A 15,576-nucleotide genomic window follows, 5' to 3' on the forward strand; every position below is an offset into this window, starting at 1 on the left:
GGGAATTGCTCCGGCGGCGAGAGCGAACCATGCGACAGGGGAGCGCTTCGGCGCAAGACCTGCACCCCCGAGCGCCCAGGGCGTAGCGTGAGCGCACCGCATCCTGGCCCCCGGTGACGGAACCATGCCCATCCGCCTGCCCTGCGAGGACTTGACCATGACGACGCTCTTCCACACCGGTGGCTCCCTCTCCCTCGACGACGCGACCGCCGACGCCGTCGTCCGCTACTCGCTCGCGCTCGCGCAGCGGCACCGGATGAGCACGGTCAGCGTCGCCGACGACTCGGCTCCCTCCTCCGTCGTGACGCTCACCGTCGGGCTCGGCGTCCCCCTGGTGGTCGCAGGGGCCGGTAGCGCAGCGGCGGAGTCGAGCGCCGAGATCCTCGAGCGCCTCGACGCGCTCGACAGTGAGGGTGGTCCGGTGCCCGCCTCGGACGTCGACCCCCGCGCGACGTGGGAGCTCGAGAACGAGTACTGAGCTCTGAGCCGCGGCGCCGCCGGCGCGGATCCGCCCCGCTCCTGCTCCGCGCGCGCGGAGCGTCAGCGCCGGTAGTCGCGGATGATCTCCTGGGCGAGCGTCGTGATCGGAGTCGACGTCGCTCGCGCGCGGACCCGCAGCACCTGGAAGGCCTGCTCGACCGTGGTGCGGTGGGCGTAGGCGAGGATCCCCTTCGCCTGCTCGATCAGCACCCGGCTGTCGAGGGCGTGCTGCAGCTGCTCCTGGGTGACCGTGCTCTGCTGGAGCGCGCGCTGATGGAGGATCTTGATCGTCGCGACGTCGGCGAACGCCTGCACGACCGCGATGTCGTCCGGATCGAGCCGCCCCGGCCGGGCCTGGAAGAGGTTGAGGGAGCCGATCGTCGTCCCCGCCGACCGCATCGGCACGCAGTGCGCCGAGAGCACGTCGAGCTCGACCGCCAGCGTCCGGAACTCCGCCCACTCCTCGCCCACGGCGCGGGCGTCCTCGACGATCACCGGCCGCCCGGTCTCGAAGCACTGGATGCACGGGCCCGACCCGCTGTCGAGCTGAAGCAGCTCGATCAGCCGGGTGTCCTCGTCCGTGGAGGCGAGCACCTCGAGGGAGCCGGTGGAGTCGGCGAGGACGAGCCCCGCCGAGACGGCGTCGAAGAGGGTCGCGCTGCTCTCCACGAGGGTCTGGGTGAAGTCGACGACGTCGTAGTCGTCGACCAGTGTGTCGGAGAGGGCGACGAACGTCTGGATGACGCTGCGCTCGCGGGAGTTCGTCACCATGTGTCGTCCTGGGCGGTGAGAGGGCGGTCGGGGAACCCGTCGTGCCGGGCCACGATGCCGGAGGCGACATCGACGACGGAGCGCTGCTGGGCGAAGGCGTGGGCGCGCAGCAGCAGCTGCGCCTCCTCGGCCGTGCTGCCGTAGCGCGCGATGATCATGCCGGTCGCCTGGTGCACCACGCGTCGCGAGCGCGGATTCGTGCTCTCCTCGACCTCGTTGTCGCGCAGCACCGCGGCCAGCACCAGCAGCGCCGTCGCGGTGGTCGAGGCGCTGATCCGGCCGAGGAGGGAGTCGCTGAGCGACGTGGGGCGGCGGGAGTAGAGGTCGACCGCGCCGATCGAGAGCCCCGCGATCGAGAGCGGGAAGGCGAAGACCGCGCGCACCGCCGTGGGGCCGATCGCCTCGGTGAAGAGCGGCCAGCGCTCCTCCGCGCCGGTGTCCGGCACCGAGACGGGGCCGGCAGCGCGGATCGCCTCCCAGCACGGGCCCTCGCCGAGGTAGATCTGGATCTCGTCCAGCCGGCTCGCGGTGCTGTCGCTCGCGGCGACGGTCTCGCCGCCGAAGGGGCTGCCGAGCGTGGAGATCGCGACGCCGTCGATCGGATACCCGCGCAGATACGGGTCGCAGAGAGCGTCGGAGTCGGTCACCGCGCCCATTTCAGCCGTCGGCTCCGCTCGGAGCGACGCTCCGCCGGACCGGCGGGGACCACGACGCGGTGACGCGCGGGGGCCCGCCTGGCTGCGCTGCCCGGGCGCACGAGGCGACGGCCCGTGAAGCGGCTCGTCGGGCGCGGACGGTGCATGGTGCGGGGCGACGGGAGCCGGAGGACGGCGGCCTGCACGGCGACGGAGCGGCTCAGGCCGGGGTCGATCGAGCCGGGACGCTCGAGGGCGGCGATGAGGTCGTCGAGGACGGCGAAGGCGGGATCTGTCATCCCGGCTCCTGGCCGGGTGTCCGCGGCCGTTGTCGTGCGCCGAGGCGCGGGAGGTGTCGATCGGGTGTCGCCGTGCGGGGTCCGCGCACGACGTCGACGAGGTCCTGCCCGACGGTACGGGGCGCGGATCGACCGGACGACGTGGTTGACCTCTCGGAGGTCCGCCGCTACTCGTACTCTGCGTTGAGCTCGTCGAAGTCGTTCGTGATGATCGACAGCGGGGTGTACGGCGTGACGAGGAGGAGCGCCGGGTTCGCGCGACCCTCGCCGTAGTTGACGGTCAGCCACTGCGGGGTCGGGGAGGCCAGGGCGGCCTCGACCTCGGCGCGGAACTCGTCGAGGCTCCTGTTGTTGACGGTGTAGGCGGTGCCGTTGTAGATCAGGTCGATGCGCTTCACAGCTGGTCGCCCTTCGCCGGGGGACGCACCGGTTCGGCGGGCTCCGAGATCACGTACAGCCCGCCTGCGGAGTTCGCGAGGTCGGTGAGCGCGGAGATCCAGGCGGGGTTGATGCGGGGCATCCGGCCGCCGAAGTACTTGTAGCGGAGCGAGTGGGAGGGGTGGATCCAGATCGCGCTGCGGCCGTCGCCCATGCTGTGGTCGTCGCGCCAGCTGAGCAGGAACGACTCGTTGCGGCGCAGCTTCGCGGTGATGACGATCTGCAAGTGCGCGAGCACGCGGTCCTCGAAGTCGATCTCGACGGTCCCGTCGTAGTGCAGCTTCCCCATCAGCGTCTCCAGCCCCTGATCTCCGGCCGGCAGACGCCCGCCGTTGCCTCCACCCTTCCGCAGACCGGACGGATCCGACAACCCGGTCCGCCATTCTCTGCTCGATCTGTCCAGGTCTTCCGTCAGCGGCGGTCCTCTGTCAACCTCCTCCCTCCACGCAGCCGGCGCTGCCGAGCATGGGCGGCATGAAGCACATCCTCTTCGCCGACAAGACGATCCTGGTGGGGGACGAGGCGGCCGACGCGCTCGTCGAGTACGCCGTCGCCCTCGCCTCGAAGGGCGCGGCCGACACCGTCGAGTACACGGGGATCGGCGCGGACGGCGGGACGGTCGACGCCACCTTCCTCGTGAACGCCGCGGCCGCCCTCATCGTCGAGACCACGCCGAGCGACCTGCCCGAGCCGGACAACGCGGCGGAGGTGGTACGGCTGCGCGAGCGGATCGACGCGCTCACCGGCGAGCATCCCGTGCAGCCCGGCGACGGCGAGCTGACCAGTGGTGCCGACTACGAGGACTCCTACGAGCAGTGAGTGGTTCCCCGTGGTGCGGACCCGGATGCGACCGGCGTCCGCTACCACTGCGAGGCTCCGCAGTGAACCCCCTGATCGGCTGAGGGGAGGCGGACGTACCGTGGCCCTGCGGGTCGCCGACGACACGATCACCGGTCGACCGCTACGGGCACGGCCGCGGGTCGGCCGGGGAGGACGGACACCATGACCGGAGACCATCCCTTCTGGGTGCGCCTCGCGCGCAAGGAGCCGCAGTGCGCCATCGTGCGCGGCCGGGTCTTCGAGATCGGCGCCCCCGACGAGCGGGACGGCGCCTTCCTCCTCACGGTCTGGGAGAAGGGGCGGCCCGTCGGGCACGTCCTGAACGTGGATCCGCCCGCCTACAAGCCGTGCGGACCCGGGCACCCGGTCGAGCCGCAGCGGGTCGACGGGGTCGAGGAGCTGCTCGAGCTCCTGGTGCCCCAGCGCACCCGGCTCGCGGCGCACGGCTGACGCCGCTCCCGTCCGCGGGGGCCGCCCGAGTCCTGTGCACCGGGAGCGGGGCGAGCGCTGAGCACCCGCTGACGGACGCCCGGGACGGGGGAGTCGTGCGGCCGGGCGGCGGCTGGCATCCTGACCTCGGTGCGACGAGCGCGCCCGCGAGGGGGAGCCCGATGAGCACCACCGAGGACGTCGACGACGGGACCGCTGAGTTCGGGTACCGCCCCTCCCTCACCCGCGGCATCGGCCGCTTCGGCAGCTTCGCCGCGGGCGTGAGCTACATCTCGATCCTGACCGGCACGTTCCAGCTCTTCTCCTTCGGCTTCGCGCTCGGCGGTCCCGCCTACTGGTGGTCCTGGCCGATCGTGTTCACCGGGCAGCTCATGGTCGCGCTGTGCTTCGCCGAGCTCGCCGCCCGCTACCCGGTCGCCGGCTCCGTCTACAACTGGAGCAAGCGCCTGGCCGGGCCGACGGTGAGCTGGCTGGCGGGCTGGCTGATGGCCACCGCGTCCGTGGTCACGCTCGCGGCCGTCGTGCTGGCGTACCAGGCGACGCTCCCGCAGATCTGGAGCGGGTTCCAGCTCGGCGGCTCCGCGGGGGTGAGCGCGGTGGTCTGGGGAGCGCTGCTGATCGCGTTCACCACCGCGGTCAACGCGCGCGGCGTGCGCCTGATGGCCCGGATCAACAGCGTCGGCGTGCTGATCGAGCTCGTCGCGGCGGTGCTGCTGGTGGCGGTGCTCGCGGTGAACGTGGTGCATCCGCCGACCGTGCTGCTCGACACCAGCGACTACGGCGGGAGCACGCCGGGCGGGTACGCCGGCGCGTTCCTCATCGCCGCGATCGCGTCGGCGTACGTGATGTACGGGTTCGACACCGCGGGTTCGCTCGGCGAGGAGACGGTCGACCCGCGCCGGACCGCGCCGACGGCGATCCTGCGGGCGGTGACCGCCTCCTTCGTCCTCGGCGGCCTCATCCTGCTCCTGGGCATCCTCTCGGCGCCCGACCTCGCCGACCCGGCGCTCGGGCAGGCGTCGGGCGGGCTGCAGCGGATCGTGCTGCAGGTGCTCGGCGGCCCCCTCGGAACGGTCCTCCTGCTCTGCGTGGTCGTCGCGATCACGGTGTGCGCGCTGGCGGTGCACACGGCGGGCATCCGACTGATCTTCGCGATGGCCCGCGACAACGCCCTGCCCGGCAGCCGCGTGCTCGCCCGCGTCGACCCGCGGCGCGGGACACCGGTGGCGCCGGCGCTGGTCGTGGGGGTGCTCGCGGTGCTGATCCTGGTCGTGAACATCGGGACGCCGGCGATCTTCACGGCCGTGACGAGCGTGGCGGTCATCCTGATCTACCTCGCCTACCTGCTGGTGACGGTGCCGCTGCTGATCGCCCGGCTCCGCGGCCGGTGGCCCGCAGCCGCGCCCGGGCGCTTCTCGCTCGGCCGCGCGGGCCTGCCGGTGAACGTCGTCGCGGTGCTCTGGGGCGCGGCGATGACGGTCGACCTCGCGTGGCCGCGCGTCGAGGTCTACGGGGAGGAGCTGCGCTGGAGCGCGGTCGTCGTGATCGCCGCGGTCGTCGGGATCGGCCTGGCCTGGTTCCTCCTCCGCGGCCGGCACCGCCTCGGCACCCTGCCCGCGCACGCGCTCCCCTCGCCGCCGCCGCAGGGCTGAGTCTCACGAGAAGGCCCGTTCTCGAGGGGGCAGGACGATCCTTCCCGGGCGACTCGGCGGCGGCACCGGGAGGAGGATGGGGGAGTGGGTGCTCGGCCGAGCGCCGCGGGGAGGAGCGCGCGTGCGGAACCGCCCGGCGACTCCGTCCCTGCTCGCGCACGCCGTGCTCATCCAGGCCGTCGCGTTCCTGCTCCGGCCGGCCGCCGTCTACCAGGCGATCCGGCTCGACGTGCCGGCCTGGGCGCTCGGGGCGCTCGGCGCCTCGTTCGCGCTGGTGCCGCTGCTGATCGCGCTGCCGGTGGGCGGGCTGGTCGATCGGGTCGGCGCCCGGGCCGTGATGGCCGTCGGCTCGCTCGTCGCGGTGGGAGCGGCCGCGGTGCTGCTCCTGGCGGGCGGGAGCGTCGCGGGGCTGCTCCTCGGCATCGCCCTGCTCGGCGCGGGGCACCTGGGCTGCGTGGTCGGGCAGCAGACCGTCGTCGCGGGCGGCACCGGAGGGACGCGTCTCGACAGCCGCTTCGGCTACTACACGTTCGCCGCGTCGCTCGGGCAGGCGATCGGGCCCGCGTTCATCCCGGTGCTCGCGGGCGGCTCGGTGCGGCCCGACCCGGCGCCGCTGTTCCTCGTGGGCGGGATCCTCGCGGTGCTGCTGCTCGTCTCGACGGCGGGGATCCGCAGCCCGTCCCCGCGAGGACCCGCGGCGGAGGGGGCGGCGGCTCCGGGCTCGACGCTCGGTCTCCTCCGGGTGCCGGGCCTCGCGCGCGCCCTGCTGACCAGCGCGACCGTCGTCGCCGCCGTCGACCTGACCGTCGTCTACCTCCCCGCCCTCGGCGCCGAGCGAGGGCTCCCGGCCGGCGTCGTCGGGGCCCTCCTCACCGTGCGCGCGCTCGCGTCGATGGCCTCGCGGCTCCTCCTCGGTGCGGCCACCGCCCGGCTCGGGCGCACTCGGGTGATGGTGGGCGGCATCCTGATCTCGGCGCTCTGCCTGGTGCTGGTCGCCCTGCCCGCGCCGACCGTGCTCCTCTTCGTCGCGGTCGCCGCCCTCGGCCTGGGCCTCGGGATCGGCCAGCCCATCACGATGTCGTGGCTGATCGAGCGCACCCCCGCCGACCGCCACGGCCGCGCCCTCGCGCTGCGCCTGGCCGGGAACCGCCTCGGGCTGATCGCCCTGCCCAGCCTCCTCGGCGTCCTCGCGGCGGCGGCCGGAGCGGGCGGTGTCCTCATCGGCACCGGTGCCGCGGTCGGCGCGACCCTCCTCCTGCTGCGCGGGGTGCGCCTGGACTGAGGTACCCGGGGCCGCAGCGGATCGGCGGCGCGAGCGGCGATGCCGGGCCTCGCAGTCGGAAGACCGGAGGGTCAGCTGCCCGGCTCCTCCACGCGGACGTCCTCGGCGGCCTTGTCGGCCCGCCAGCCGCGCCAGACCGGCTGGCGGAGGGTGCCGGAGGCGGTGCGCTCGCGGTAGCGGACCTCGCCGACCAGGACGGGCGACACCCAGTGCACGCCGCGCGACTCGAGCGGAGGGACGGAGACGGCGGGCTCCTCGGTGGCGTGCTCGGCCAGGCGGTCGACCAGGCCGCGGCGCTCGCGGTCGCTGAAGCCGGTGCCCACACGGCCGGAGTACGCGAGCCCGTCCTCGCCGGGGATCGCGGTCAGCAGCGCCCCGACCGACCCCTGGAGGCCGCCCTCGCCCTCGCGCCAGCCCACGATCACGACCTCCTGCAGCCGGTGGTGGGTGAGCTTGATCCAGTCGCGCGAGCGGCTGCCCTCCTGGTAGCGCGAGTCGCGGCGCTTGGCGACCACGCCCTCGAGGCCGAGGGTGCGGCTGGTGGCCATCGCCTCCTCCAGGTCGCCGTCGAACACGGACGGGACGTGCACGCGCTCGTTCTCGGCGACGAGCTCGACCAGTGCCGAGCGACGGGTGTCGTAATCGCTCCCGGTCAGGTCCTCTCCTGCGCGCTCGAGCAGGTCGAAGACCATCAGGTGCACCGGAGTGGACCGGGCGGCCGCCTCGATCTCGCGCGGCTTCGTCAGCCCGCCGCGGGTCTGCAGGGCGCCGAAGTCGGGGCGCCCGCGAGCGTCGAGGGCGACGATCTCGCCGTCGAGCACGGCGTCGGCGGCGGCCTCGGCGAGCGGGGCGAGCAGGTCGGGGAACGCCGCGGTCAGGTCGTTGCCGTTGCGGCTCGTGAGGGTCGCGGTGCCGCCCTGCACCCGCACGAGAGCGCGGTAGCCGTCCCACTTCATCTCGATCGCGGCCCCGGGGTCCACGTCGCCGCGGCGTCCGGCCGTGGCGAGCATGGGGCGGTGGCGGCGCGGAGCGGAGTCCTCGGCTGGGCGGTCTGCGGAGGGTGCGGGGCGGGGAGCGGGCGACGCGGCGGACGCGGCCGCCCGGCCCCGTCGCTGCGTCCCGTGCCCGTGAGCGGGACCCGGCGCCATCAGGTGCAGGAGCCAGTTCTTCTCGGCGCCCTCCCTCGAGCCCGTGTGCAGCAGGGCGTAGCGACGGGGCTCGCCGCCGAGCCCGCCGTCGGGGCGGCCGGTCAGCACCGCGATCACCTCCTTCCCCTCGCGCCACTTCTCGAGCGCGTAGGTGCCCTCGTCCCAGATGCGCACCTCGCCGCCGCCGTACTCGCCGGCCGGGATCGTGCCCTCGAAGGTCGCGTACTCGAGGGGGTGGTCCTCGGTCTGCACCGCGAGCCGGTTCGGGTCGCCCTCCAGCGGCGGGCCCTTCGGCACCGCCCAGCTGACCAGGACGCCGTCGTGCTCGAGCCGGAAGTCGTAGTGCAGGCGCCGCGCGTGGTGCTCCTGGATGACGAAGGAGTCGCCCGAGGAGGAGCCCGCGGACCCCGCCTCGGGCACCGGCTCCGGCGTCCTCGACGCGTCGCGCATGCTGCGGTAGGTCGCCAGGCGGTCGGAGGAGGCGTCCGTCGCGGCGAAGCCCGCCATCCGCTCCGGGGTCGGCTCGAGCCCGGCACCCCGGGCGGCGAGCAGCGGGCGGAGGAGGTCGCCGTCGCTCCGCAGCCGCTCCACCACCTCGTCGGGCGACAGGTGGCGCAGGTTGTCGGCACCCAGCTCCTCCCACATGCGGGGCGCGGCGGCGGCCGGCCGGAGGCGCCCCCGGAGGGAGTAGGGGGCGATGGTCGTCTTCGCCGCGCTGTTCTGGCTCCAGTCGACGAGGACCTTGCCCTCGCGCAGGGTCTTCTTCATGTCCGAGACGACGAGGTCGCGGTGGTCCGACTCGAGCACGCGCGCCAGCTCGTGCGCGACCGCCGAGATCTGGTCGCTGGAGGCGGAGGCGTCCAGCGGGCAGTAGAGGTGGATCCCCTTGCTCCCGCTGGTCACCGGCAGCGGAGCCAGCCCCATCCCCTCCAGCAGGTCGCGGGCGAGGAACGCGACCTCGGCGCACTCGGCGAGGCCCGCCCCCTCGCCCGGGTCGAGGTCGAGCACGAGGCGGTCGGGCGGACGGCGCTCGCCGTCGGAGCCCACCCGCCACTGCGGGACGTGCAGCTCGAGCGCCGCCTGCTGCGCCAGCCAGGTGAGCCCGGCGACGTCGTCGACCAGCGGGTACTCGACGTCGCGCGACGAGTGCGCGAGCCGGGTCCGGCTCAGCCAGTAGGGGGCGGAGGAGGGGAGGTTCTTCTCGAAGAAGACCTCGCCCGGATGCTCGGCGGTGCCCACTCCGTCGACCCAGCGCTTCCGGGTGATCGGGCGGCGCGCGAGATGGGGCAGCATCGCGGAGGCGACGGAGGCGTAGTAGGAGAGCACATCGGCCTTGGTGAAGCCCGTCTCCGGGTAGACGACCTTGTCGAGGTTCGTCAGCCGCAGCCTCCGCCCGCCGACCGAGACGATCTGCTGCGAGGCGGCCATCCCCCCATGGTGGAGGCAGGCGCGCGCCGAGGGAACCCCGGACCGTCGCGGGAACCCGCAGCGAGCCGCCTCCACGACTCGGGGTTCCCTCGGCGGCGGGGAGTAGCGTCGACGCACCACGTCCGAAGGAGCCCTCCGTGCCCGACACGATCGCCGACATCCCCCTCACCACGATCGACGGCACCACGTCGACCCTCGCCGACTACCCGCCCGTGCGGCTGATCGTCAACGTCGCCTCCCGCTGCGGCCTCGCCCCGCAGTACGAGAAGCTCGAGGCCCTGCAGAAGAGCTACGGGGAGCGCGGATTCACGGTCCTCGGCTTCCCGAGCAACCAGTTCCTCCAGGAGCTGAGCGACGAGGACAAGATCAAGGCGTACTGCTCGACGACCTGGGGGGTCACCTTCCCGATGTTCGAGAAGGTCCGCGTCAACGGCCGCTCGGCGCACCCGCTCTACGCGGAGCTCACCAAGGCGGAGGACGAGAACGGCAAGGCCGGCCGGGTGAAGTGGAACTTCGAGAAGTTTCTGATCACGGCCGACGGCACGGTCCACCGGTTCCGCCCGACGGTCGAGCCCGACGACCCTCGGATCGTCGACCTGATCGAGGCGTCGCTCCCCGCCTGATCCCGCTCAGCGGCGGGCGCGGGGCGGAGCACCCCGCCCGTCGCGGATCAGCGGTCGCGGAGCCCCAGGGCCGAGCGGGCGTCCGCGGGCTCGACGCCCTCGGGGCAGACGATGTCCGAGACGTCGAACGGCGTCGCGCGCGAGAACGGGATCATCTCGATCCCGTCGACGTGGCGCAGCAGCACGAGGCCGCCCTCGCCCTCGCGCAGGCTCCGGCGCACCTGGCGCAGGAAGATGCCGGCCATGTCGAGCTCGACGACGAAGGAGCGGCCGCTCACGTCGATCCGGCAGCCGATGACCGGCTGGGAGCCGACGGAGACGGAGTCCGGCACGCGGCGCGGCTCGATCGGCTGCTCCTTGCGGAGCGTCCGCACCGGGGTGAGGGTGGGCAGGCCGGTCGCTCGCGCGGTGTCCGTCATGGTCGTCTCCGTCCGTCGACGTCCGCCGATGGTTCCGGGGACGTCTTCTCGACGGTACTTCGCGTCCCCCGCAGAGGGGACGGGGTTGACGGCCGTGCGATCAGGGGGCAGCGGGGCCCAGGAGCGGCGGAGCTCAGGAGCCCTGGCGCTGCTCCTCGGGCTCCGGCAGGACCGAGAGCTCGCCGTGCATGCTGGCGACGCTGAGCATCTGCTCGATCCACGCGCGGTTGAGCTTGGGCTGGTGCGCCTCGGTGAAGCGGAAGTGCAGCGGCACCGACGGGTGCAGCCAGACGGAGCTCCGGCCGTGTCCGGTGGAGGCGTCCTCCATCCACGAGAGCGAGAAGGCTTCGTTGCGGCGCAGCTTCGAGAGGACGGCGACCTTCAGGTGCGCGAGGACGCGCTCCTCGAATTCGATCTCGAGGTTCTGCGGTCCGTAGATGAGCGTGGCCACGGGCCCCCTTCGTTCATCGGGCCGGCCCTGGCGGACGGCTCCTCGGGGGACGGTATCCGCTCGGACCCCGGTGCGGGGAATCGGGCGGGAGACACGCCGGACCCCCATTGACAGTCCCGCGGGCGGGACGTATCACTGCCGGGCGTGCTGGGCGCCACGATAGCCGACGCGTGACGGCGGAGTCGATGCTCCGTCGCGGATCTCCCGTCGGCCGGGGCCGGCCCGGGAGCGAGCACGGGCACCTCCGGCTGCCGGCCGCGCCGCTCCGGATCCCCGTCACGGCCCGGCCGGCGCGTCCCACCCCTCCTGCGGAGTCGCGCAGGTGCCGCGGAAGACGTACTGCGACGGCAGCTTCCGCTGGTGCGAGGACCAGTCGATCGCCGGCCGCCGCTGCTCCGGAGGCAGGTAGCCGAGCCGGTACACCGCCATCAGCTCGAGCTCGTCGGGCACGGCGAGCAGCGACTCGATCCGCGCCCACGCTCCCGGCACCTCCATCGGGAACGACACGAACTGGATGCCCATCCCCAGCTCGACCGTGCTCAGCCAGACGTTCTCCATCGCGGCGCCCATGCTGAACACCGAGTAGAAGGAGGAGAGCTCGCCCGGCCGGTACTCGGAGCGGTCGAGCATCACCCCGAGCAGCAGCGGCGATCCCGCGACGAGCCGGCGGTTCTCCTCGCCGAGCGTCTGCGGGACGCGGAGGGAGTTCATCAGGAACTGCCCGCGCTTCGTGAAGACCTGCTTCGTGAAGGGGCGGAGCGGAGCCGGCAGCTTGTCGAACAGCATCCCGTCGCGCCGCCGCTCCATCTCCTCGCTGCTGAAGCGGAAGTAGGGCTTGTAGCGCTCGAAGAACGTGCCGTTCGACATCGCGGTGGTCATGCTCTCGCCGCTGATCGCGGCGATCCGGTCGATCGTCTCGCGCTCCTCGACGAGCACGAACCGCCACGGCTGGCTGTTGAGCTGCGAGGGCGCCCGGCCGGCCACCTCCATCAGGAGCCGCTGGTGCTCCTCGGAGACGGGGTCGGGCAGGAACGCGCCGTTGGTGGTCTTCCGGCGCCGGACGACATCGAGGAACTCCATGCCTCGATCCTGCCCCGATCGATCTCGCAGAGGGGGGAGCGGCGGCGGCCCGGGGCGCGCGCGGTAGCATCGAGGGTCCTGTGCAGGCTCGAGGGAAGCGGTGGAACGGTGAAGACGAGGGTCATCTTCTACCTTCTCGGAGGTGTGTTCGTGCTCGGCGCGGGCATCAACTCGGTCGTGGGCAGCGGCTTCTCGGTGCCGAACCTGCTGACGATGCTCTGCGGCGCGCTGATCCTCGCGATCGCCGGCTGGCAGGCGCTGCGCTCGTACCGCTCCGACCCCGACCGCGACGTCGAGCCCCCGCGCTAGAAGCCGGGGCGCGTCAACGCAGGGCTGACCCGGCCCTGAGACGCTGGAGCACGCCTCGGCGCCGCGCCGGCCGCCGCGTCCGCCCGAGAGCGGCGAGCACGAACGGAGCCGCCGCCAGCGCGATCGCCGGGTGCCGGCGTCCGTGCGTCCCCGCGAAGGGGATCACCGTCAGGGGGACGGCGGCGGGAGCCAGCGCGGACGCGGCGCGGGTGTCCGACCGCCGCAGCGTCGCCCAGGCCAGAGCGGTGAGCGTCGACGTGCAGATGAAGAGCGCGTGATGGATCCAGTGCCAGCGGCCCGTGCGGAGAGCGCCGGTGGCGACGGCGGTGCCGAGGGCGCAGTTGGCGGAGTAGCTGACGGCGGCGGCGCGCAGCCAGAGCGGACCGGAAGCGCTCACCCTCCGCCGCGTCCTCACACCTCGCCCCGCGCGAGCAGCAGCCGGTAGGGCGCCGCGCGCTCGACCCGCCACCCCTCGGGCGCCACAGCCCGCAGCTCGGCGGCGGTGAAGCTGCGCCGCACAGACAGCGACCCGTCGTAGTGGAGGAACGAGCCGGCCGCGATCGGTCGCGTGGCCAGCAGGTAGGCCGTGTAGGCCAGCCGCGAGCGCTCGATGTCGTTGTGGAGGGCGCGCGGGGCCAGGCGCTCGCTGTCGGCGAGCAGGTCGGCGAGTGATTCCGGCGACAGGTGGTGCAGCACGTGGTTGGAGGTCACCAGGTCGAAGTGCTCGCCCTCGGCGACCAGGTCGGCGCTGCTCGCGCGGCGGAACTCGACTCCGGGCGGCGCGGGCGTCGACGTGGCGAAGGCGGAGGCGCGCTCGTCCGGATCGACGGCGGTGATCGCCAGGCGGAGGCCGTCCTCGCGGGCCCAGCCGGCGAGGGACCGGGCGACGTCGCCGCCTCCCGATCCGATGTCGAGCAGGCGGAACGGCTCGTCGGGCCGCAGCAGCGGACGGAGGCGCGAGCGGTAGAGGCCGCGCCACCCCGAGACCAGCCGGTTCACGGTGCCGAAGCGGGCGTAGGTGGCGTCGAGCAGGGTGCGGTCGCAGTCCGGGTCGTCCATCAGCTCCTGCTCGGAGACCTCGCGGTGGCGCAGGTCCGGCGCGAGAGGGGCTCGCGGAGTCACTCCCCGCCCCGCTTGGTGAGCAGCGCGAGCTCGACGGTGAGGCCGGGGCCGAACGCCATCGCGCCGATCCGCTCGCCGCCGGCCGCCTCGCCGTGCAGCAGGCGCCGCAGGATGAAGAGGACGGTCGCGCTCGACATGTTGCCGTTGGTCCGCAGCACCTCGCGCGACGGGGCCAGCTGCTCGTCGCTGAGGGCGAGCGAGGCCTGCACCTTGTCGAGGATGCTGCGGCCGCCGGGGTGGATCGCCCAGCGCTGCACGTCGCTCCGCTCGACCTCGGCGCCGGCCAGCAGCGGGGCGACGGCCGCCTCGATGTTCGCTCCGATGATCGAGGGCACGTAGGTGCTCAGCCGCATCGAGAAGCCGTGGTCGCCGATCGTCCACGCCATCTCGGTCTCGCCCTCGTCGGTGAGCGTCGTGGCGAGCGCGTCGAGCTCGAGCACCGGGGCGCCTGGCGCGGCCTCGCGGGCGGTGACCACGGCCGCCGCACCGCCGTCGGCGAAGACGGAGGTCGCGACGATCTGCTCCGGGTCGCTGGAGCTCGTGAGGTGGATGGTGCACAGCTCGACCGCGACGACGAGGACGACCGCCTCCGGGTCGGCCTCGCAGAACTGGCGGGCGGCGCGCAGGCCGGGGAAGGCGCCGTAGCAGCCCATGAAGCCGAGGTGGAAGCGCTGCGTCGAGGGCGCGAGGCCGAGGCGGCGGACCAGCTGGTAGTCGGGCCCCGGAGCGTAGAAGCCGGTGCAGGAGACGGTCACCACGTGGGTGACGTCCTCGGCCGTCATCGACGCGGATGCGAGGGCGCGGCGGGCCGCCTCCGTGAAGAGCTCGGGAGCGCGCTCGGTGTAGACGGCGTTGCGCGCGGCGGTCCCCGGGTCGAGCACCAGGCCGCTCCCCGCGTCGTAGAAGACGCTCGCACCCTCCCGCTCGACCCGGTTGAGCTCGTCGACCACCGTGCTGCGGGTGTCGATCCCGGACGCGTCGAAGGCCGCGCCGATCAGGCGGGATCCGAGCCGGGTCATCGCGGGCTGGGACGCGAAGAGGTCGCGCACCTCGGACTGGCGCAGGACCGTGGTCGGCACCGCCGTCTCGATGCTGCGGATGTGGACGCTCACCCGCAGGAACCTATCGCGGAATCCTGCGGGTGAGCGGTGCCCTGGAGCGTGATCAGAGGATCGGCTTCCCGCCGGTGACGGCGATCGTCGACCCGCTGATGTAGCTCGCCTCGTCGGAGGCGAGGAGGACGTAGGCGGGAGCCACCTCGGCCGGCTGCCCGGGGCGGCCCAGCGGGACCTGCTCGCCGAACTCCGCGACGGCCTCCTCCGGCATGGTCGAGGGGATCAGCGGCGTCCAGATCGGGCCGGGCGCGACGGAATTGGCGCGGATGCCCTTCTCGCCGAGCGCCTGCGCGAACGAGGCGGTGAGGCTGAGGATCGCCGACTTCGTGGCGGCGTAGGGGAGCAGCTGGTACGACGGCTGGTCGGACTGCACCGAGCTCGTCGCGATGATCGATGCGCCCTCCTTCAGGTGGGGCAGCGCCGACTTCACGAGGTGGAAGTAGGCGCTGATGTTCGTCGCGATCGTGCGGTCCCACTCCTCGTCCGGGATGTCGGTGACGCTCTCGCGGCTCATCTGGAAGGCGGCGTTGCTGACGAGCACCTCGAGGTGGCCGAAGCGCTCGACGGTCTCGGTGACGACGGCGCGGCAGTGCGCCGGGTCCTGCAGGTCGCCGGGGAGGAGCAGCGCCTCGCGGCCGGCCTCCCGGACCCACTTGGCGGTGTCCTCGGCGTCGTCGTGCTCGTCGAGGTACGAGATCGCCACGTCGGCGCCCTCGCGCGCGAACGCGATCGCGACGGCCTTGCCGATGCCGCTGTCGCCGCCCGTGATGAGGGCGACCTTGCCGCTGAGGCGGCCGGTGCCGCGGTAGGTGGTCTCGCCGTGGTCGGCCTTCGGCGTCAGCTCGGCCTCGGTGCCGGGCGGTGTCTGCTCGGGGGATTCCGGAGTCATGACTCTCCCTCTCGTGTCGTCGGTCGGTGTCTCCATGCAAGCGGGTGGGAGGGAGGGGGCGCAGGGGGTTGACGCCCGGACCGCTCCGTCGTGTCGTCAAGCCCGCGACACCGAGGGCTCCCTGGGTCTTGACTGAGCGTGTCGC

General features: G+C 73.3%; 20 protein-coding genes. 7 read left to right on the top strand and 13 right to left on the bottom strand.

Features of this window, described 5'->3' with window-relative positions; translation table 11 throughout:
* The first annotated feature begins 157 nt into the window (after positions 1–157).
* Entirely contained in the window at positions 158–478 is a 321-nt protein-coding gene (locus C5C55_RS10000) for a hypothetical protein (RefSeq protein ID WP_104233813.1), read from the top strand.
* Between the two features lie 62 nt (positions 479–540).
* Here the strand turns inward: C5C55_RS10000 and C5C55_RS10005 are convergent, their stop codons facing one another.
* The 5 genes from C5C55_RS10005 to C5C55_RS10025 all read right to left on the bottom strand — a co-directional run bounded on the left by C5C55_RS10005 (position 541) and on the right by C5C55_RS10025 (position 2,912).
* Positions 541–1,251 (bottom strand): GAF and ANTAR domain-containing protein, encoded by a 711-nt coding sequence (locus tag C5C55_RS10005; RefSeq protein WP_104233814.1) that lies wholly within the window; start codon positions 1,249–1,251, stop codon positions 541–543.
* Complete coding sequence (locus C5C55_RS10010; RefSeq protein ID WP_181067835.1) at positions 1,245–1,898, bottom strand: GAF and ANTAR domain-containing protein; 654 nt, start codon at positions 1,896–1,898, stop codon at positions 1,245–1,247. The genes C5C55_RS10005 and C5C55_RS10010 overlap by 7 nt, the downstream gene beginning before the upstream one ends.
* The gene (locus tag C5C55_RS10015; protein ID WP_104233816.1) at positions 1,895–2,185 is read right to left on the bottom strand and encodes a hypothetical protein; all 291 of its coding nucleotides are present in this window, start codon (positions 2,183–2,185) and stop codon (positions 1,895–1,897) included. The genes C5C55_RS10010 and C5C55_RS10015 overlap by 4 nt, the downstream gene beginning before the upstream one ends.
* Before the next feature lie 167 nt (positions 2,186–2,352).
* Positions 2,353–2,583, bottom strand: a complete 231-nt coding sequence (locus C5C55_RS10020; RefSeq protein ID WP_104233817.1) for a hypothetical protein — start codon at positions 2,581–2,583, stop codon at positions 2,353–2,355.
* Positions 2,580–2,912 carry an ATP-dependent DNA ligase gene (locus C5C55_RS10025; RefSeq protein ID WP_104233818.1) on the bottom strand — a complete coding sequence of 111 codons (333 nt, stop codon included), beginning with the start codon at positions 2,910–2,912 and terminating at the stop codon, positions 2,580–2,582. The genes C5C55_RS10020 and C5C55_RS10025 overlap by 4 nt, the downstream gene beginning before the upstream one ends.
* A 185-nt stretch (positions 2,913–3,097) precedes the next feature.
* Between C5C55_RS10025 and C5C55_RS10030 the strand changes: the two genes are divergently transcribed.
* The 4 genes from C5C55_RS10030 to C5C55_RS10045 all read left to right on the top strand — a co-directional run bounded on the left by C5C55_RS10030 (position 3,098) and on the right by C5C55_RS10045 (position 6,847).
* Positions 3,098–3,442, top strand: a complete 345-nt coding sequence (locus tag C5C55_RS10030; protein ID WP_104233819.1) for a hypothetical protein — start codon at positions 3,098–3,100, stop codon at positions 3,440–3,442.
* 183 nt (positions 3,443–3,625) lie between these two features.
* Positions 3,626–3,913: a hypothetical protein gene (locus C5C55_RS10035; protein WP_104223782.1), complete on the top strand. Its 288-nt coding sequence runs from the start codon at positions 3,626–3,628 to the stop codon at positions 3,911–3,913.
* A 161-nt stretch (positions 3,914–4,074) separates the two neighbouring features.
* Positions 4,075–5,565 carry an APC family permease gene (locus tag C5C55_RS10040; RefSeq protein WP_104233820.1) on the top strand — a complete coding sequence of 497 codons (1,491 nt, stop codon included), beginning with the start codon at positions 4,075–4,077 and terminating at the stop codon, positions 5,563–5,565.
* A 121-nt stretch (positions 5,566–5,686) separates the two neighbouring features.
* Positions 5,687–6,847 carry an MFS transporter gene (locus tag C5C55_RS10045; RefSeq protein WP_258072533.1) on the top strand — a complete coding sequence of 387 codons (1,161 nt, stop codon included), beginning with the start codon at positions 5,687–5,689 and terminating at the stop codon, positions 6,845–6,847.
* A gap of 71 nt (positions 6,848–6,918) precedes the next feature.
* Here C5C55_RS10045 and C5C55_RS10050 read toward each other — a convergent pair whose 3' ends face one another.
* Positions 6,919–9,423 (bottom strand): ATP-dependent DNA ligase, encoded by a 2,505-nt coding sequence (locus C5C55_RS10050; RefSeq protein WP_104233822.1) that lies wholly within the window; start codon positions 9,421–9,423, stop codon positions 6,919–6,921.
* 137 nt (positions 9,424–9,560) lie between these two features.
* On the opposite strand from C5C55_RS10050, the gene C5C55_RS10055 reads away from it, so the two are divergent.
* A complete protein-coding gene (locus C5C55_RS10055) occupies positions 9,561–10,046 on the top strand; it encodes a glutathione peroxidase (RefSeq protein ID WP_244229546.1) in 486 nt (161 codons plus the stop codon).
* A gap of 47 nt (positions 10,047–10,093) precedes the next feature.
* Here C5C55_RS10055 and C5C55_RS10060 read toward each other — a convergent pair whose 3' ends face one another.
* The 3 genes from C5C55_RS10060 to C5C55_RS10070 all read right to left on the bottom strand — a co-directional run bounded on the left by C5C55_RS10060 (position 10,094) and on the right by C5C55_RS10070 (position 11,996).
* Entirely contained in the window at positions 10,094–10,465 is a 372-nt protein-coding gene (locus C5C55_RS10060) for a hypothetical protein (protein WP_104223778.1), read from the bottom strand.
* Between the two features lie 133 nt (positions 10,466–10,598).
* Positions 10,599–10,916 (bottom strand): hypothetical protein, encoded by a 318-nt coding sequence (locus C5C55_RS10065; RefSeq protein WP_244229547.1) that lies wholly within the window; start codon positions 10,914–10,916, stop codon positions 10,599–10,601.
* Positions 10,917–11,192: 276 nt separating this feature from the next.
* Positions 11,193–11,996: a nitroreductase family protein gene (locus C5C55_RS10070; RefSeq protein ID WP_104233823.1), complete on the bottom strand. Its 804-nt coding sequence runs from the start codon at positions 11,994–11,996 to the stop codon at positions 11,193–11,195.
* Between the two features lie 108 nt (positions 11,997–12,104).
* Here C5C55_RS10070 and C5C55_RS10075 point away from each other — a divergent pair, with 108 nt between their 5' ends.
* The gene (locus C5C55_RS10075) at positions 12,105–12,305 is read left to right on the top strand and encodes a hypothetical protein (RefSeq protein WP_104223776.1); all 201 of its coding nucleotides are present in this window, start codon (positions 12,105–12,107) and stop codon (positions 12,303–12,305) included.
* A 13-nt stretch (positions 12,306–12,318) separates the two neighbouring features.
* Here C5C55_RS10075 and C5C55_RS10080 read toward each other — a convergent pair whose 3' ends face one another.
* Genes C5C55_RS10080 through C5C55_RS10095 form a run of 4 tightly spaced genes read right to left on the bottom strand, consistent with a single transcriptional unit; the run spans position 12,319 to position 15,431 of the window.
* Positions 12,319–12,702: a hypothetical protein gene (locus C5C55_RS10080; protein ID WP_104233824.1), complete on the bottom strand. Its 384-nt coding sequence runs from the start codon at positions 12,700–12,702 to the stop codon at positions 12,319–12,321.
* Positions 12,703–12,716: 14 nt separating this feature from the next.
* Positions 12,717–13,427 (bottom strand): class I SAM-dependent methyltransferase, encoded by a 711-nt coding sequence (locus C5C55_RS10085; RefSeq protein WP_258060494.1) that lies wholly within the window; start codon positions 13,425–13,427, stop codon positions 12,717–12,719.
* Positions 13,424–14,539 carry a type III polyketide synthase gene (locus C5C55_RS10090; protein ID WP_104233825.1) on the bottom strand — a complete coding sequence of 372 codons (1,116 nt, stop codon included), beginning with the start codon at positions 14,537–14,539 and terminating at the stop codon, positions 13,424–13,426. Before C5C55_RS10090 ends, C5C55_RS10085 begins: the two co-directional genes overlap by 4 nt.
* A 52-nt stretch (positions 14,540–14,591) precedes the next feature.
* Positions 14,592–15,431: an SDR family oxidoreductase gene (locus tag C5C55_RS10095; RefSeq protein ID WP_104233826.1), complete on the bottom strand. Its 840-nt coding sequence runs from the start codon at positions 15,429–15,431 to the stop codon at positions 14,592–14,594.
* Between the last annotated feature and the right edge of the window lie 145 nt (positions 15,432–15,576).

It is taken from the genome of Rathayibacter sp. AY1C2 (assembly GCF_002931195.1).
GTDB lineage: Bacteria > Actinomycetota > Actinomycetes > Actinomycetales > Microbacteriaceae > Rathayibacter.

Excerpts from the sequence above, each read along its gene's own strand:
- C5C55_RS10070 (WP_104233823.1), bottom strand. The coding sequence starts at position 11,996 with ATGGAGTTCCTCGATGTCGTCCGGCGCCGGAAGACCACCAACGGCGCG.
- C5C55_RS10095 (WP_104233826.1), bottom strand. The coding sequence starts at position 15,431 with ATGACTCCGGAATCCCCCGAGCAGACACCGCCCGGCACCGAGGCCGAG.
- C5C55_RS10030 (WP_104233819.1), top strand. The coding sequence starts at position 3,098 with ATGAAGCACATCCTCTTCGCCGACAAGACGATCCTGGTGGGGGACGAG.
- C5C55_RS10040 (WP_104233820.1), top strand. The coding sequence starts at position 4,075 with ATGAGCACCACCGAGGACGTCGACGACGGGACCGCTGAGTTCGGGTAC.
- C5C55_RS10050 (WP_104233822.1), bottom strand. The coding sequence starts at position 9,423 with ATGGCCGCCTCGCAGCAGATCGTCTCGGTCGGCGGGCGGAGGCTGCGG.
- C5C55_RS10000 (WP_104233813.1), top strand. The coding sequence starts at position 158 with ATGACGACGCTCTTCCACACCGGTGGCTCCCTCTCCCTCGACGACGCG.
- C5C55_RS10015 (WP_104233816.1), bottom strand. The coding sequence starts at position 2,185 with ATGACAGATCCCGCCTTCGCCGTCCTCGACGACCTCATCGCCGCCCTC.
- C5C55_RS10060 (WP_104223778.1), bottom strand. The coding sequence starts at position 10,465 with ATGACGGACACCGCGCGAGCGACCGGCCTGCCCACCCTCACCCCGGTG.
- C5C55_RS10035 (WP_104223782.1), top strand. The coding sequence starts at position 3,626 with ATGACCGGAGACCATCCCTTCTGGGTGCGCCTCGCGCGCAAGGAGCCG.
- C5C55_RS10025 (WP_104233818.1), bottom strand. The coding sequence starts at position 2,912 with ATGGGGAAGCTGCACTACGACGGGACCGTCGAGATCGACTTCGAGGAC.
- C5C55_RS10005 (WP_104233814.1), bottom strand. The coding sequence starts at position 1,251 with ATGGTGACGAACTCCCGCGAGCGCAGCGTCATCCAGACGTTCGTCGCC.